This is a genomic window from Glaciimonas sp. PAMC28666 (assembly GCF_016917355.1).
GTDB lineage: Bacteria > Pseudomonadota > Gammaproteobacteria > Burkholderiales > Burkholderiaceae_D > Glaciimonas.
Genome location: NZ_CP070304.1, coordinates 2,003,502 through 2,020,737 on the forward strand (window position 1 = coordinate 2,003,502; position 17,236 = coordinate 2,020,737).

The following is a 17,236-nucleotide window of genomic DNA, read 5'->3' on the forward strand; positions in this document are numbered from 1 at the left end:
TGCGCTCAATCACGATTCCCGGGCGCAGTTTACGGAATTTGCTCTTTGGTCCCATCAACCTTCACATTGACCGATATCGCTCAGGTAAGGAATGGCTCTTTTTGGCCATGGAAAAGCAGGACGATATGGCGCGCACCACTCTGCGGTTAACGGGGTAAAGGGAAGCTTACGCGTGGCGACAGCAAACAGGCGGCGCAAACCAAGATCATTTTTTTCGAAAAGCGTCGTAAATTTAATGATGCGAGCCACTTCTTTACGCGAAACCTTCACCTCCGTACCGTAGGAAAAGTGAGGTCTCTCGTGCAGATTTCGCAACGTCAATAGCGCTAAACCGGTAGCCCAGAGTATGAAGCGACGAATGCCGGCATGTTTCGCGGGAATCTGTAGCGCAAATTCCAGCGCCTGGCAAAGATGCGCATGGGCGATCCCGATCAATTCGGTCATAACCATGGCGTAGTTCGCACTTTGTCCACCGGGACTCAGGGTTGCCGGATGCACTCCTTGGGCCGCCAACATATCCTGCGGTAACCAGCAGATGTCGCGCTCACGATCCTCCCACTGATCCTTGAGAATATTGGTAATCTGGAGTCCGTGACCGAACGATACGGACATCGGTAACATCAGTTTGCGCTGAGATACCATGTCTGGCGCGAAATCGATGATCAAAGCAGTCAACATTTCTCCCACCACGCCCGCCACGCAATAGCAGTAACAATCGAGATCGTGCAGGGTAGCGAGCCCGTTCAGGCTGGCATTCCGTTGAAACTCGACCATACCGCGTGACATTACCTTTAAGCACCGTACTATCGCAGCTCGTTGGGCCGGTCTCAAGGTAGCCGTAATGTGAAGTACAAGCGGCAGTTGCTTTAGCAGGTCGCGCTCGGCGTCCAGCGTTTGCGCGGAAAGCAAAGGTGCCACTTCATTTGCGAATGCACCTGCATCGCGCTGACCGGTCACGACGTCGACAAAGGCTGCTTCGTAATGGTATTTTTGCGCAACTGTGAGCGCCGGCTCGTCTTCGATGGTATCGGCAATGCGGCATAACAAGTACGCATTTGACACGGCACGGCATAAATCCGGAGGCAATTGTGGAATGGTTAGTGCAAACGTTCTTGATACCTTGAGCAGGATTTCAGCTTGAAAAGCTGCTGCTTTGCTTTGCAACGAGACGCAATCGTCGGCACATTCGCCCATTCCGCACTCTCCATTATATTGTTGGCTGGGAGATGGTAAGCGCGGAAGGTTGAATAACGCTTCCACATTATTGCCCCAAAACCGGGCTTAACCTGATGGTCGATCCAATAATCAGGTTCTCATTTTGGATAAGCTTAACGCGTTTTAGTTCTCTGTGGAAATATTTATTAAAGAATACTTGCGTGCAGCGAGGTAAAGAAAGACAGCGGAAAACGTCTATTTGCGCTGGTTAATCACCCGCAGTTAACGCTAAGCTGCTTCGTCCCATAGACGCCGACCAAATGGTCAGACCCAGCGCCAGAAGGACCATCAATACGCCAACGAACGGCAAAACAGTTAATTGAAAACCGGCTCCAATCGCAAGGCCCCCAAACCAGGCCCCTGTTGCGTTGCCAAGATTGAAGGCGCCCTGATTCAAGGTGGCAGCCAGATTCGGCGCTTCGATAGCGCGATCTACGACCAAAACCTGCAACGGTGGCACGATAGCAAATGCCAGTACACCCCACACAAAAATCGTCGCAACTGCGGCAACCGGCGTATGCATGGTGACCGAAAACACCGTCAGCACAACGGCTAGCGCTACTAAAAAGGCAATAAGCGACGGTAATAGCCGCCAATCTGCCAGTTTTCCGCCAAGCGCACTGCCGACAGTCAGGCCGACGCCGAAGATCAGTAACACCAGCGTTACCGCATGCGGGGTTAAGCCGGTAACGTCTTCTAAGATTGGCGTGATGTACGTAAACACTGAAAATAAACTAGCCGAAGCCAGCGCGCTGATGGCCAGTACCATCAGGACCTGACGGTCAGCGAGGACACGAAACTCCTGGAGCAAACTACTTTTTTGCATCACGATCTGTTTTGGGAGCCAGGCCGCCAGCGCCATGACGGCTAACACACCAATGACCGTTACCGCCCAGAACGTCGACCGCCAGCCCAGTAGCTGGCCCAAAGCAGTACCGAAAGGCACACCCAATACGTTTGCCAGAGTCAGCCCCGCAAACATTAAGGCAATCGCCTGCGCCCGCCGATTCGGCGCTACCAAACCGGCCGCCACGACGGAGCCGATGCCGAAAAAGGCGCCATGACAAAACGCTGTGACCACCCGCGCCACCATTAGCACCGTGTAATTAGGTGACAGTGCGCACAATATATTACCGACGATGAACAATCCCATGAGACTTAACAACGCGGTACGACGCGGCATGTTAGCGGTAACAATGGCGATAATGGGCGCGCCAATGGTAACGCCAAGCGCGTAGCCCGTGACCAGCATCCCGGCGGCCGGAATCGACACTCCCAGATCCTGCGCCACATTAGGCAACAAGCCCATGATGACGAACTCAGTGGTACCGATACCAAAAGCGGCAACGGCCAGGGCAAATAAAGGCAAGGACATCATGTGAGGATCAATCTGGAAACGGGGTCAACAATAGTGAGTAACGCAACCGGAAACAACCATCACGACCACCAGAGGCACAGTAGGAAAACAGTGCAAGACGCGATTATAACAATGCGAAATGTTTTCTGCTGAGCACAGGAAGAACCGGTCACGCGCCGACCGGATGCTATTCCGTAATCGCTAAAATCCGGCAAAAAAACAGGACCGAAAAATCGGTCCTGTTTCCTATGGTTTGCGTTATTTCAGCCTGCTGTTCTGACGGCGGTAACTTTTATAAAGTTATATGCCGCCCATGCATAGATATTTAATCACCTGATAATCTTCAATTCCATATTTGGACCCTTCGCGGCCCAGACCGGATTGCTTCACGCCGCCAAATGGCGCGACTTCAGTAGAAATCAGGCCCGTGTTAATACCGACGATCCCGCTCTCCAACGCTTCTGCCACGCGCCAGATACGCCCGATATCGCGTGAATAAAAATAGCTCGCCAGTCCGAATTCTGTATCGTTGGCCATTGCGACGACTTCGTCGTCGGTTGTAAAGCGGAACAACGGTGCCATCGGGCCAAAGGTTTCTTCACGCGCCACCACCATATCGGAAGTGACATCGGCCAAAATCGTCGGCTCAAAAAAACTATGTCCCAACGCATGACGCTTGCCGCCCGCGAGGATGCGCGCGCCTTTGCTTAATGCATCGGCGATGTGCTGCTCGACTTTTTGCACCGCTTTTTGATCAATCAGCGGTCCCTGCGTGACGCCCTCTTGCTGGCCGTCGCCGACCTTCAGTTTCGCCACGGCAGCCACCAGTTTTTGGGCAAACGCGTCGTACACGCCAGCCTGCACGTATAGACGGTTGGCACAGACGCAGGTTTGCCCGGCATTCCGATATTTGGACGCCATGGCCCCTTCGACGGCGGCGTCCAGGTCGGCGTCATCAAAGACGATGAACGGGGCATTCCCGCCCAATTCCAGCGAGAGCTTTTTGATGGTAGGTGCACATTGCTCCATCAACAGACGGCCCACGCCGGTCGATCCGGTGAACGTCAGCTTACGCACAATCGGGTTACTGGTCATTTCTGCACCGATGACACGGGCAGCGCCAGTGACAACGCTAAATATTCCTGCAGGAACACCGGCACGTTCGGCCAATACGGCCAGCGCCAGTGCCGAGAATGGGGTCGACTCTGCCGGCTTTAGCACCATCGGACAGCCTGCCGCAAGGGCCGGGCCGACTTTGCGCGTAATCATCGCCGCGGGAAAATTCCATGGCGTAATCGCGGCGCAGACGCCAATTGGCTCTTTGATCACGACGATGCGATTGTTGGGCGAGGTCGACGGGATGGTATCGCCACCGGCACGTTTGCCTTCCTCGGCAAACCATTCGATGAACGAGGCAGCGTACGTGATTTCACCCTTGGCTTCGGCCAGCGGTTTGCCTTGTTCGGTGGTCATGATTAAGGCCAGATCATCGGCGTTGGCCAGCATTAGATCGTTCCATTTACGTAGAACAACGCTGCGCTCTTTGGCCGTTTTGCTCCGCCATGCCTTCCAGGCATCGTTCGCGGCCACAATCGCACGTCTGGTTTCAGCCGCCCCCATCATCGGCACGGTGCCGATCGTCTCGCCGTTGGCGGGGTTGGTGACGGGGAATGTCTCTCCGTTATCCGCATCGGACCAGATTCCGTTGATATAACCTTGCTGGCGAAATAAAGTAGGGTCTTTCAATTGCAACATAATGAACTCCTGTCAGGAAATGCCGACGCGTTGTCGGCCGCAAAATTAACCATCACGATAGCAACAGCGCAAAAGAATAACGGTACCACGACATAAGGTAAAGAGTCTGACCAGCCCGTTTTCTTCATAGCTTGTTCATATAGCTTGTTCATATAGCTTATTTATATAGCTTATTTGATGAGGCGTGCTTTGTCGTATCGCTATACGGCGTGATGCGTGTCATGCACAAAATGTAATACTGTCAGCACGCATCGCGCTAAAATATAAACAGAAATTTGGTTGGTTTGAAGCCAGCTTTGCCTCCCGGCTTATTTCGCAACTTGTTCGGCAAATAAGCGCAAAACAAAAATTAAACACTTTGGAGATTTTGTGAAAAAAACGCTTTTTTATGCATTCGCGACCCTAACTACCGGTGCCAGCCTCGCGTTGTCCTCATTCGTATGGGCGGGACCAGAAACCGCATCATCCCGTCTCGATCAAATTTTGCAGACAGGCAAACTGCGTGTCTGCATGACTGGCGACTACAAACCATTCACGTTTTACAAAGCCGACCAAAGCTTTGAAGGCATCGATGTTGATCTGGCACAATCATTAGCCAAGACCATCGGTGTTCAGGCACAGTTCGTCAAGACCACGTGGTCAACCCTGACTAACGACTTTTTGGAAAAATGCGATATCGCGATGGGCGGCGTGTCCGTTACGTTTGACCGCCAGAAGAAAGTCTCGTTTTCTGTCTCTCACATGGTGGACGGCAAATCGGCCATCGCACGCTGCGGTGATGTCGCCAAATTTCAATCACTCGCTGCAATTGACGTTTCTGGCACCCGCGCTATCGTCAATCCCGGGGGGACCAACGAACGCTTCGCGAAGACGCACTTCAAGCAAGCCCAGTTAATTGCGTATCCCGACAACGTGACTATTTTTGACCAGATCGTCGCAGGAAAAGCCGACCTCATGGTCACCGATGCCAGCGAAACGCTATGGCAGTCAAAATTGCATCCTGAACTATGTGCAATCAATCCGGAGAAACCGCTTCAGTTCGCCGAAAAAGCCTTCATGCTACCGCGTGGGGACGTGCCCTTCAAGGAGTTCGTGGACACCTGGATGCATCAATTGAAGGCCACCGGTGAATACGATGCGATAACAAATCATTGGCTAAAATAAATTAGGATTAAACACTCTTTTTTAACTAGCGGACCGACTTACTCTGCCTGTGATGTAGCTTCGGATGACCTGCTACGATATTCCAGACGCGGAGCTACTGCGGCCGCCAACTCTCGTCCCCATGTCGCGGCGCCGATAGCCGACGGATGATATCCGTCGGCTGCCATCAACACCGGATCAGTCAAATTCTGTAACGTGGGCACGCGCGTTACGGGCATTTGCGACGATAAGTCGCTCACCACCTGCTCAGTGGCCTCATCCAGTTCCTGCGCTTTGAGGCCCAGCACAAAGCGTAACGGTTGCGGTAATGCCGGAAACAGATGCAGCGGAGGAACGCCAGCGACAACGATCAGTCGCGGCGATAAATGCAGCTGGATTTTCAGCAAAAGATGCTTCAGTTCGGCCCCGTAACGCCGACGCGATCGGAATGCCGTGCTGTCATTCACTCCAAATGCAATCAGCACAACGTCAACGTGCTGCAACGCGGACTTGTCCGTGATAAGCGGTAACACGGTTTTAATCGCGCTAGACAAAGTCGCCCCGTTCTGCCCCATCGCCTGCCATGCGACCGGACGCGCCAACCGGATTGCCAACGCGGCGGCAAACTGGCCGGTTATCGCCTCGTAGTGGGTGGCAACGCCGACGCCAGCGACCGGTGATTCACCAAGCGACAACAACTGCAAAGCGGGCGGATTCAATTCCGACTGCTGGCCTGACAATATCGGTGGCTGTGCCACTCCGCTAGCCTGGCCTAACGCCTCAGGCAAGCGCGGCGTGTTGTTTCGCGTACGCCGCCCCTGGATAATTAACCAGGGCAATAGTGGCAGCGCTATTAATTCGGGTAACCATCGTCGCATCCGGACTCTCCTCGAACCAGCTATTTACACTATTTTGATCTTAGCCAAAGCCGGATTAGCCGCCGGCGGTTTGAGCTTCAGTGTTTGTAACGTCTCGAGCACAACACTCGCTATTGCCAAATTACGGTGGGTCTTGGAATTTGCCGGTATGACGTACCACGGCGCGTGATCGGCGTCAGTTGCCTGAATCGCGCTCGAAAACAGATCCTGATAGGCATCCCAGCTTTTTCGCTCTTCTATGTCTTGCGGGTCAAATTTCCAGTTTTTTTCCGGATCATCAATCCGCTCTTGCAAACGGATGGCTTGCTCGCCCTTCGAGATATGCAGCAAAAATTTTAAAATGGTCGTGCCGGTTTCAGCCAACATCCGTTCGAAATCCCGAATCTGGGCGTAGCGCCGCTGACATTCGGCGTCATCAATCCAGTCATGAACGCGGGTCACCAGAACATCCTCATAGTGACTGCGGTTGAACACCGCCATTTCGCCCGCTTGCGGCACTTGCTGATGAATGCGCCAAAGATAATCATGGGCTTTCTCGATCGTGCTCGGTGCTTTGAAGCCAACGATATTGATTCCTTGTGGGTTCACACCGCTAAAGACACCCTTGACCGCTCCATCCTTTCCGCTGGTATCGATGCCCTGCAGCACCACTAACAATTTGTGATGCTGACCAGCATAGAGTAAATCTTGTTGCAGACCGATTTCCGTCGCCAGGCTGATTACTTTGAGTTTATCTTTTTCCTTGTCACCACTAGATAACGGTTTGTTATCGGCATCCGCGTCCTTAATCTTGATCTTTTTACTGGCGCGAAACTCACTCTGAGCGGACATGGGAGGTTCCTTTATCAGGTATCTTTTAGACTTTTTCGAATACTACAATATGCCATGCAGATTACCCAAAGCATGCTCAATCTTGATACAGCGGTCCATCACCACAGTTAAACCGGATTTGATCGCCTTGTCAGCAGCGTCCTGATTTACGATATCAAGCTGCATCCAGACCGCGCTGGCGCCGATCATGATTGCCTCGCCCACGACAGGTGGAATATCGTCAGTTTTCCGAAAACAATCTACGATGTCGATTTTTACACTCTCAGCGGCAAGCGCACGTGCAGCATCGTAAAGATCCTTGTAGCAATGCTCTCCAAGTATGTGAGTGCCTACATACATGGGGTTAACCGGAATGATACGGTAACCATGTTCCTGCATATAGCGCGCGACGCCATAACTCGGTCGGTCGGGACGGTTGGATAAACCAACGATGGCAATAACAGGTGCGGAAGATAGCGCCGGATTTGCGGATGCAGCTGTCATGAGGGTTTCCTGTTCAGGTTGAGGCGGATTTTTGATTCGTAAAAGTCACTTTTCGACTGAGTGCACACGGACCAGTCCAGCATTGCGCGTAATATCAACTGTGCCATACGAGCCAAAACACCATGCTCCTTCTCCCATAGTACTTGAGTCTGCAAAATCTTTATACGCATACAAAAGATGTATTTCCGTTGCCACGACCGAATGGCGTATCCCGAACGCCAAGATGTGAGCAAAGCGCGGACAACAAAAAAGCAGCCGAAGCTGCTTGTTTGTTGCCATTCGTGCAATTCGGACAAATTCTTGCCCGATTGCTGAATTAACGGCCTTTTGAACGCAATCTGTGGATCGCTGCCAACTGTGCAATTGCTGTCGTTAATTCTGACTGCGCTTTTGCATAATCGATCTTCGATTCCTGATTGGTCAACGCTTCTTCGGCCAGACGTTTGGCTTCGGTTGCTTTCGCTTCATCCAAATCTGCACCGCGAATCGCAGTGTCGGCCAGAATGGTGACGGTGTCCGGCTGCACTTCCAGTAAGCCACCAGCAACAAAAACGAATTCGTCTTCCGCCTGACCTGGCACCTTGATGCGTACAGCACCAGGCTTGATGCGCGTGATCAGCGGCGTGTGACGAGGATAAATCCCCAACTCGCCTGACTCACCCGGCAACGCGACGAATTCAGCCTCACCGGAAAAGATTAGCTCTTCCGCCGAAACCACGTCAACGTGAATAGTGTTTGCCATGTTAGACCCTTAATTATAGGACTTACGCAAAATCGCCCCAGCGGCGTTAAGCTTTCCCAGCCTTGCTAACGTACAGTCGTCATCGGCAAGGCTGACAAGCCGGTTGCTGAAAACACTCTACGTAAGTCCTAATTTATCCATTCAATCAAACTGCCATTACGAATGTCTTGCAGGTCACGCTACCCAGGCACTGACCTTAGAGGTCAGACCCTGGACGACTAACGCAGCCGACATTCCCAAGGATTAGTTGATTTTCTTGGCTTTCTCGATTGCTTCTTCGATTGTACCAACCATGTAGAACGCTTGTTCCGGCAGGTGATCGAGTTCGCCGCTAGCGATCATTTTGAAGCCTTTGATCGTATCTTTCAGCGAAACGTATTTACCTGGTGCACCGGTAAATACTTCAGCAACGTGGAACGGCTGGGATAGGAAACGTTGCATTTTACGTGCACGCGCTACCAACAGCTTGTCTTCCGGTGCCAACTCATCCATACCCAGAATCGCAATAATGTCGCGCAATTCCTTGTAGCGTTGCAGAATACCTTGAACAGCACGCGCTGTATCGTAGTGTTCCTGACCAACGACGAGCGGATCCAACTGGCGCGAAGTAGAATCCAACGGATCAACCGCTGGATAAATACCTAACGAAGCGATGTCACGCGACAACACGACGGTGGAATCCAAGTGAGCAAAGGTCGTAGCTGGTGATGGATCGGTCAAGTCATCGGCAGGAACATAAACCGCTTGAATTGATGTGATCGAACCAGTTTTAGTCGACGTAATACGCTCTTGCAAACGGCCCATTTCTTCAGCCAGCGTAGGTTGATAACCCACAGCAGAAGGCATACGACCCAGCAACGCAGATACTTCAGTACCGGCCAATGTGTAACGATAGATGTTATCGACGAAGAACAACACGTCTTTACCTTCGTCACGGAAGCCTTCAGCGATCGTCAGACCGGTCAACGCAACGCGCAAACGGTTACCTGGCGGCTCATTCATCTGACCGTAAACCATCGCAACTTTGGAGTTCTCCGGATTTTCCAGATCGACCACTTTAGCGTCAGCCATTTCGTGATAAAAGTCGTTACCTTCACGAGTACGCTCACCAACACCGGCGAATACGGACAAACCACTGTGCGCTTTAGCGATGTTGTTAATCAGTTCCATCATGTTGACGGTTTTACCAACACCAGCACCACCGAACAGACCAACTTTACCACCCTTGGCAAACGGGCAAACCAGGTCAATAACCTTGATACCTGTTTCCAACAGCTCTTGCGATGGCGACAAATCGTCATACGCAGGGGCTTTACGGTGAATAGAAGCAGTAGTCGCGTGGCTTACCGGACCGCATTCATCAATAGGATTACCTAGTACGTCCATGATGCGACCAAGTGTTGCTTTACCGGTAGGAACCATGATTGGCTTACCAGTATTCTTGATCATCATGCCACGGCGCAGACCGTCTGAAGTACCCAAAGCAATAGTACGAACGATACCGTCGCCTAGTTGCTGTTGTACTTCAAGCGTCAGTTCCGAGCCTTCCATCTTCAAGGCATCGTAAATCTTAGGCATCGCGTCACGTGGAAATTCAACGTCCACAACAGCGCCGATACACTGAACGATTTTGCCATCAGCCATTTTCGTTCCTTCAATATATAAAATTAAATTCAGTTGAACGCTTGCGCGTTATGGTCGTTGCGTGCGGCGACCTCGAAAAACCTGTTACACGAACCAATATAGAACCTGCGACGCTCACCGTGCCCATTGCGGCTTCCGGACTTGCAACCTCGCCTACTCGAACTTTGGCCCGTTCACTACGGCTTTTTGAGGAGCCCTTAAAATCATTAACCGTGCGACTAAACTGCCGCCGCACCGGAAACGATTTCCGACAATTCCTTAGTAATCGCAGCCTGCCGAGTCTTGTTGTAAATCAACTTCAACTCACCAATCACGTTACCGGCATTGTCGCTTGCCGACTTCATTGCGACCATCCGCGCTGATTGTTCAGATGCCATGTTTTCCGCAACCGCCTGGTAAATCAGCGTTTCAACATAGCGCAGCAGTAAATCGTCAATCACACTTTGTACGTCCGGTTCATAGATGTAATCCCACGCGTGGGCACCATCATTGTCGGCCGCGAGACGTTCGTTCGACAGGGGCAGCAATTGCTCCAGTCGCGGTTCTTGTCTCATCGTGTTAATGAATTTGGTGTACACCAGGTACACCGCGTCCAGACGACCTTCTTCGTATGCATCAAGCAATACCTTGACCGGGCCAATCAACTTGTCCAGATGTGGGGTATCACCCAGTTGCACAACATGCGATACGACTTTTGCGCCAACCCGGTTCAGGAAACCCAGGCCTTTATTACCGATTGCGACTGCTTGAATCTTATTACCCGCTGATTCCAGTTCACGCATTTTGGCAGTGACCAGACGCAACGAGTTGGTATTCATCCCGCCGCACAAACCTTTATCGGTTGTGACAACGATAAAACCAACCGTCTTGGCATTGTCCTGCCTGGTCATGAACGGATGCGTGTATTCCGGATTCGCTTGCGACAAGTTAGAAGCAATATGACGAATCTTTTCACTATAGGGACGCGCCGCGAGCATCCGTTCCTGCGCTTTACGCATTTTGGACGCCGCGACCATTTCCATCGCCTTGGTGATCTTCTTCGTATTTTCTACGCTCTTGATCTTGCCGCGTATCTCTTTGCCTGTAGCCATGAGTTATTACTCCTTATAGCCCCAGAGAATTAATACGCGTCGGATTTTTTGAAATCAGCAACTGCAGCAGACAACGCAGCTTCAGCATCTTTGTCGAGTTGCTTGGTTTCTTCGATCTTTTGCAATAATGGCGCGTGGCTGGTTTTCATGAAGTCATGCAGAGCTGCTTCGAATGCCAGCAATTTCTTCACTTCAACATCATCCAGGAAACCTTTGTTGACCGCGAACAACGTCACTGCCATCAGCGAAATCGGCAATGGTGAGTATTGTGCTTGCTTCAACAGTTCAGTCACACGTGCGCCGCGATCAAGTTGCTTGCGGGTTGCCGCATCAAGATCAGAAGCAAACTGCGCAAACGCAGCCAACTCACGATACTGCGCCAGATCGGTACGAATACCACCGGACAGGTTCTTGATAACTTTAGTCTGAGCAGCACCACCAACGCGCGATACCGAAATACCAGCGTTAATCGCAGGACGGATACCGGCGTTGAACAGTGACGTTTCCAGGAAAATCTGGCCGTCAGTGATCGAAATAACGTTGGTTGGCACGAAAGCAGAAACGTCACCAGCTTGTGTTTCAATGATCGGCAACGCCGTCAATGAACCGGTCTTACCCTTGACTTCACCTTTGGTGAAAGCCTCGACGTAGGCTGGGTTCACGCGTGCTGCGCGCTCTAGCAAACGGCTGTGGAGGTAGAACACATCGCCAGGATACGCTTCACGACCTGGTGGACGACGCAGCAGCAACGATACCTGACGGTACGCAACAGCCTGTTTGGACAAATCGTCATAAACGATCAATGCATCTTCACCGCGGTCACGGAAGTATTCACCCATGGCGCAGCCAGAGTAAGGCGATACGAATTGCATCGCCGCTGACTCAGAAGCTGAGGCTGCGACAACAATCGTGTATTCCATCGCGCCGTGCGCTTCCAGCGAACGTACGATGTTTTTGATCGAAGATGCTTTTTGACCAATCGCAACATAGATACATGTAACGTTTTGACCCTTTTGATTGATGATGGCATCAATCGCGACGGCTGTCTTACCAGTTTGACGATCACCAATGATCAGTTCGCGTTGACCGCGACCAATCGGGACCATCGAATCAATTGACTTGATACCGGTTTGCATCGGCTCGGAAACAGATTGACGGGCAATAACGCCTGGCGCAATTTTTTCGATTGGCGCTGTCAATTTTGCATTGACAGGACCTTTGCCGTCAATTGGCTGACCCAGCGCATTGACAACACGACCACGCAGTTCAGGACCGATCGGGACTTCCAGAATACGACCAGTACATTTAACGATGTCGCCTTCCGAAATGTGCTCGAAGTCGCCCAGAATAACGGCGCCGACAGAGTCGCGTTCCAGATTCAATGCCAGACCAAATGTATTGCCTGGGAATTCCAGCATCTCACCTTGCATCACGTCAGACAGACCATGGATACGGCAGATACCGTCGGACACGGAAATAACCGTGCCTTGATTTCGAATCTCAGCGGTATCGCCAAGGCCTTGAATCCGGCTCTTGATCAGTTCGCTGATTTCAGACGCGTTGAGTTGCATACTAACTCCTAAAATTTTTCTCTTTGGCTTACGCTAAGGACTCGGGCCACTCAGTTCGACGCAATGGATGCACGCGCTAATGTTTAGCTGTGCAGTTGCTGTAGTTTAGCTGTCGCGGTTGTTACCGCAATGTCTTATGCCGCTATCGCGACATGTAACTGTTGCAGCCTCGCGCGTACCGATGTGTCCAGCACTTCATCGCCAACCACCACGCGCACTCCACCAATTAGCGTACTGTCGACTGTGACAGCAGGGTTGAGTTTGCGACCGAATTTCTTTTCCAACGTGACCAGCAGTTCTTGCACTTGTGCTGCAGACAGTTCAAAAGCACTGGTGATTTCAACATCGGCGGCACCTTCCTCGGCATTCTTCAGCACGTGGAATTGCTCAGCGATTTCTGGCAATGCTATCAAACGACCGTTGGCAACCAATGTGGTGACGAAGTTTTTGGCTTCGGCAGTCAGTGGTGACTTCAACAACGCTAGAAAGATGTCAGTAACTTGCTGATGTGTCACCGCAGGATTACGCGCCAGGGCCTGAACATCCGGATGCGCGGCAACTTGCGCCATCTCAATGATCAAGCCAGACCACGCAACCAAATCTTGCGATTTGGCTACACGGAACAGCGCATCTGCGTAAGGGCGGGCAATCGTTGCGATTTCAGCCATGATTACAGCTCTGTTTTCAGTTGATTCAACAAGTCGGCATGTGCCGCTGCATTGACTTCGCGTTTCAGGATCTGTTCTGCGCCTTTAACAGCCAGAGTAGCAACTTCATTGCGCAAACCTTCGCGCGCTTTGGTTACTTGCTGATCTGCATCTGCTTTAGCATTGATAACAATGCGAGCCGCTTCTTCTGAAGCCGTTTTTTTGGCGTCATCGATGATCATCTGAGCACGTTTTTCGGCTTCGCCAATACGCTTCTGACCTTCGTCACGCGCAGTGGCCAGTTCTGCTTGTACCCGCTTTTCAGCGGCTGCCAGATCTGCCTTGCCGCGATCGGCGGCTGCGAGGCCGTCCGCAATCTTCTTGGTGCGCTCATCAAGCGCTTTCATCAACGGCGGCCACACGAATTTCATCGTGAAGCCGGCGAGGATAAAGAAGACCACGAACTGCGCAAACAATGTTGCATTTAAGTTCACGGTAATTTCCTTCTCAGAATAACGTGTGCTGAAATAATTTCAGCAAAATGAGAATCGGCTATGGTGGCCGAATTACTTAGGTACGAATGGATTTGCGAAAGCGAACAACATAGCGATACCAACACCGATCAGGAACGCAGCGTCGATCAAACCAGCCAGCAAGAACATTTTAGTTTGCAAAGTGTTCATCAGTTCTGGTTGGCGTGCGGATGCCTCAAGGTATTTACCGCCCATGATAGCGATACCGATACAAGCACCGATTGCGCCCAAACCAATAATCAAACCACAAGCCAAAGCAACAAAAGAGAGATCCGTCATGACAATTCCTTCAAAGTTAAAGTTAATACAAAAGGCAAATCAAAAAAATAAAAACTAAAAAAACCTACCAGCCGATATGAGCCCGCTCTGGGCGCTCAGCAATGTGCCGAAGCGCTCATGGCGGCTTTACAACCTCAAATCTTAATGTTTTTCGTGCGCCTGGCCGATGTAGACCAGCGTGAGCATCATAAAAATGAATGCTTGCAACAGCACGATCAAGATATGGAAGATCGCCCAGATCGAACCGGCAATCACGTGTCCGACGAAACCAAAAGTGGTCGCCGCAGAACCCAGCAATGCAATCAACAGGAACAACAATTCGCCAGCATACATATTGCCGAACAGTCGCATCCCCAGAGATACGGTTTTTGCAGCGAATTCAATCAGGTTCAACAACAGGTTAAATGGGGCAAGCCAGATACCGAACGGTGCAGCCAGCAACTCATGAATAAAGCCGCCAACGCCCTTGATTTTGACACTGTAATACAGCATCAGAACCAAAACGCCCAAGGCGATACCCATGGTGCCGTTCAAATCGGCGGTAGGTACAGCGCGATGATGGGAAATGATGCCGTCCAGGCCAACCAGCTTAAAGAAGCTGGAGAACATATCAACCGGCAAGAAATCCAGCGAGTTCATCAAGGCAACCCAGACGAATACGGTCAATGCGAGTGGCGCGATAAAACTGCGGTCGCCATGCACGATTTCTTTTGACTGGTTCTCAACCATCTCAACCATCATCTCGACAAAAGCCTGAAAACGTCCAGGAATACCGGCGGTCGCGTTACGTGCTGCCAGAAACATCAGCAGGCAGCCCACCACGCCGGCAAAAACGGACCAAAAAACGGTATCGATATTGATAATCGAAAAGTCCACAATCTTCGATTGGTGACCGGTTGCAAGATGCCCAAGGTGATGGACAATATATTCGGAGGGGGTAAGAGGTGCGTCGAGTACAGCTGCAGTCATGATTGGCGTCTAAATAGTAAGATAAAGTAACTTTTCAGCACCACGATAAAGCTGACGACAAAGGCCAGCCAATTCACACCGTGGTACAACCATACAACTGCGCCCAAGAGCGCAACCGTCGTAGCAATTTTGATAAATTCACCGATAAAAAAAGATATCGGATCAGCGCCGCCAGGTTTCCTCGCGCTGAAAAAAAGGCGTAATGCAAACAAGCCATTTGGTATTGCACAACATAATCCGCCGAGCAGCGCAGAAATAAATCCCGCCATACCGCCCAATAACCCTGCCACACCGGCCACAAACACGGTGACAATAAATTGCAGGAGCACAATACGCAGCATACCGATCCTAACTTGTGCGATACCGTGCGTCAGAAAGGTGCGCTTACGGCAATTTTAGAAACCCGCGGATTATACGATCAGCGTGTTGTTTTCGTCAAACTTTTGCAAAAGAATCATGAGCTTATATGATTCTATACAACAGTTTTTATTTCACTCAACTGTGCCAGCCACTGTCGTCCTTGTTGCCAATCACCTAAGCCGCTGGCCGCATTCAGGTGACCCAACGCACCAATATTGTGAAACTCGGATTGCCAATCTGCCGCAAAACTTTGTGATGTGGATAATGCATTCCACGGATCATTCTCTGAGGCCACCACGATACTGGCGAATGGCAACGCAATCCGGGGCATCGGCCCAAAACCGCGCACAGCCGCAGGGAAATCGACGCGCTCGACGTCCGGCGGCGCGACCAGCAGCGCGCCAACGACATTACCCGTCAGTGCAGAGTCTTGGTCTTGACCTTGACGGTGACCATGCTCTTGCGCCCACCACGCGACTAACGCGCATCCCAAGCTATGTGCGGCAAAAACAATCGGACCCGTGGTCCTCAGGATTGCAGCTTCCAGCGCCTCAACCCAATCCTGGCGCGATGGCGCATCCCAATCTTCCTGCTGCACCCGGCGCGCCGTTGGCAGCGTCTGCTCCCAGTAAGTTTGCCAATGACCTTCTCCCGAATTTCCCAAACCGGGCAAAATAAGTATCGTCGATGCAACAACTGTGTTGGTTGCGACGGCTGCAGACGGTATTGGCATCATCGGAAACGCTTCACATCAAGACTTGAATTCGCAATAATAAGGGGAAAATGACCACAAACACAAAAATGACCAAAACAAACCGCGTTTTATTCCGGACCTCGTAAGCGGGCAATCAATCCATCCAGCGTATCAAGATCAGAAAAGTCGATAATCAACTGGCCGCGATTTTTGGCTCCGGTCTTGATAGTGACCAGCGTTGCCAGCAGATCCGACAGCTCTTCTTCGAGTCGCGCAATATCGCGCGATTTTTCCTTGCCTTTGCCGAGGGGCCGTGCGATCGCGTTTTGCTCAGCAGTCGTGCGCGTAACCAGTTTCTCGGCATCTCGTACCGACATCCGCTTCGCAACCACCTGATTGGCCAGTGTTATCTGCGTAGCGGCATCCACGGCTAGCAGTGCGCGGGCATGGCCCATGTCAATGTCTCCCGCCATGAGCATGGTTTGTACTGGCTTGGCGAGATTAAGCAAACGCAACAGATTGGACACCGCGCTGCGTGATCGACCAACCGATAGCGCCGCTTTTTCGTGAGTGAAGTCGAAGTCCGTAATCAGCCGGTGTATCCCCTGCGCTTCTTCCAGCGGATTTAAATCTTCCCTTTGAATGTTTTCAATCAGTGCCATGGCCGCAGTGGTCTGATCATCTACATCCTTGACCAATACCGGTACCTCGGTCAAACCGGCGATTTGCGCTGCCCGAAAACGCCGCTCGCCCGCGATAATTTCATAGTGCTGGGCACCATTGCGTAAAGCAATCGGCCGCACCAGAATCGGCTGAAGCAGTCCTTGTTCTCTGATCGACGCTGCCAACTCAGTCAGCGCGCCCTCATCCATGCGTGTCCGCGGCTGATATTTACCGGCCTGCATCACCAGAACCGGCAGCACCGATGGTGCTCCCGCAATGGTCGGCACCGCTTCCGTGATATCAGTGGAGCCGCCTAACAACGCATCCAGACCGCGACCTAAACCTTTTGACTTTTTCGTAACCATTTTTTCACCTTGCCAA

At 51.5% G+C, this 17,236-nt stretch carries 18 protein-coding genes; 1 reads left to right on the forward strand and 17 read right to left on the reverse strand.

Annotated elements, in window-relative coordinates:
* Positions 1-54 precede the first annotated feature (54 nt).
* The 3 genes from JQN73_RS08475 to gabD form a co-directional block, all read right to left on the reverse strand.
* Positions 55-1,194, reverse strand: coding sequence for a phytoene/squalene synthase family protein (locus tag JQN73_RS08475; protein ID WP_205322632.1), 1,140 nt, complete (start codon positions 1,192-1,194; stop codon positions 55-57).
* Positions 1,195-1,423: 229 nt separating this feature from the next.
* A complete protein-coding gene (locus JQN73_RS08480) occupies positions 1,424-2,590 on the reverse strand; it encodes an MFS transporter (RefSeq protein WP_205323268.1) in 1,167 nt (388 codons plus the stop codon).
* A gap of 282 nt (positions 2,591-2,872) precedes the next feature.
* The gene (gene gabD / locus JQN73_RS08485) at positions 2,873-4,327 is read right to left on the reverse strand and encodes an NADP-dependent succinate-semialdehyde dehydrogenase (protein WP_205322633.1); all 1,455 of its coding nucleotides are present in this window, start codon (positions 4,325-4,327) and stop codon (positions 2,873-2,875) included.
* Between the two features lie 369 nt (positions 4,328-4,696).
* Between gabD and JQN73_RS08490 the strand changes: the two genes are divergently transcribed.
* Positions 4,697-5,491, forward strand: a complete 795-nt coding sequence (locus tag JQN73_RS08490) for a transporter substrate-binding domain-containing protein (RefSeq protein ID WP_370551334.1) — start codon at positions 4,697-4,699, stop codon at positions 5,489-5,491.
* 38 nt (positions 5,492-5,529) lie between these two features.
* On the opposite strand, the gene JQN73_RS08495 is transcribed toward JQN73_RS08490, so the two are convergent.
* The 14 genes from JQN73_RS08495 to JQN73_RS08560 all read right to left on the reverse strand — a co-directional run bounded on the left by JQN73_RS08495 (position 5,530) and on the right by JQN73_RS08560 (position 17,220).
* A complete protein-coding gene (locus JQN73_RS08495; RefSeq protein WP_205322634.1) occupies positions 5,530-6,348 on the reverse strand; it encodes an SGNH/GDSL hydrolase family protein in 819 nt (272 codons plus the stop codon).
* Positions 6,349-6,372: 24 nt separating this feature from the next.
* The gene (locus tag JQN73_RS08500) at positions 6,373-7,179 is read right to left on the reverse strand and encodes a PPK2 family polyphosphate kinase (protein WP_205322635.1); all 807 of its coding nucleotides are present in this window, start codon (positions 7,177-7,179) and stop codon (positions 6,373-6,375) included.
* A 42-nt stretch (positions 7,180-7,221) separates the two neighbouring features.
* A complete protein-coding gene (locus JQN73_RS08505) occupies positions 7,222-7,662 on the reverse strand; it encodes a CoA-binding protein (RefSeq protein WP_205322636.1) in 441 nt (146 codons plus the stop codon).
* Between the two features lie 316 nt (positions 7,663-7,978).
* Entirely contained in the window at positions 7,979-8,404 is a 426-nt protein-coding gene (locus JQN73_RS08510) for a F0F1 ATP synthase subunit epsilon (RefSeq protein WP_205322637.1), read from the reverse strand.
* A gap of 243 nt (positions 8,405-8,647) precedes the next feature.
* Complete coding sequence (gene atpD, locus JQN73_RS08515) at positions 8,648-10,048, reverse strand: F0F1 ATP synthase subunit beta (protein ID WP_205322638.1); 1,401 nt, start codon at positions 10,046-10,048, stop codon at positions 8,648-8,650.
* Positions 10,049-10,266: 218 nt separating this feature from the next.
* Positions 10,267-11,139 (reverse strand): F0F1 ATP synthase subunit gamma, encoded by an 873-nt coding sequence (gene atpG / locus JQN73_RS08520; protein ID WP_205322639.1) that lies wholly within the window; start codon positions 11,137-11,139, stop codon positions 10,267-10,269.
* A 29-nt stretch (positions 11,140-11,168) separates the two neighbouring features.
* The gene (gene atpA / locus JQN73_RS08525; RefSeq protein WP_205322640.1) at positions 11,169-12,710 is read right to left on the reverse strand and encodes a F0F1 ATP synthase subunit alpha; all 1,542 of its coding nucleotides are present in this window, start codon (positions 12,708-12,710) and stop codon (positions 11,169-11,171) included.
* A gap of 134 nt (positions 12,711-12,844) precedes the next feature.
* Positions 12,845-13,378, reverse strand: coding sequence for a F0F1 ATP synthase subunit delta (locus tag JQN73_RS08530; RefSeq protein WP_205322641.1), 534 nt, complete (start codon positions 13,376-13,378; stop codon positions 12,845-12,847).
* 2 nt (positions 13,379-13,380) lie between these two features.
* On the reverse strand, positions 13,381-13,851 hold the full coding sequence (locus JQN73_RS08535; protein ID WP_205322642.1) for a F0F1 ATP synthase subunit B: 471 nt from the start codon (positions 13,849-13,851) through the stop codon (positions 13,381-13,383).
* A 72-nt stretch (positions 13,852-13,923) separates the two neighbouring features.
* On the reverse strand, positions 13,924-14,169 hold the full coding sequence (atpE, locus tag JQN73_RS08540; protein ID WP_038494309.1) for a F0F1 ATP synthase subunit C: 246 nt from the start codon (positions 14,167-14,169) through the stop codon (positions 13,924-13,926).
* A gap of 141 nt (positions 14,170-14,310) precedes the next feature.
* Positions 14,311-15,138, reverse strand: coding sequence for a F0F1 ATP synthase subunit A (gene atpB / locus JQN73_RS08545; RefSeq protein ID WP_205322643.1), 828 nt, complete (start codon positions 15,136-15,138; stop codon positions 14,311-14,313).
* Positions 15,135-15,479, reverse strand: a complete 345-nt coding sequence (locus JQN73_RS08550) for an ATP synthase subunit I (RefSeq protein ID WP_205322644.1) — start codon at positions 15,477-15,479, stop codon at positions 15,135-15,137. Before JQN73_RS08550 ends, atpB begins: the two co-directional genes overlap by 4 nt.
* Positions 15,480-15,610: 131 nt before the next feature.
* Entirely contained in the window at positions 15,611-16,234 is a 624-nt protein-coding gene (locus JQN73_RS08555; protein ID WP_240162480.1) for an alpha/beta hydrolase, read from the reverse strand.
* Positions 16,235-16,320: 86 nt separating this feature from the next.
* Complete coding sequence (locus JQN73_RS08560; protein WP_205322645.1) at positions 16,321-17,220, reverse strand: ParB/RepB/Spo0J family partition protein; 900 nt, start codon at positions 17,218-17,220, stop codon at positions 16,321-16,323.
* Between the last annotated feature and the right edge of the window lie 16 nt (positions 17,221-17,236).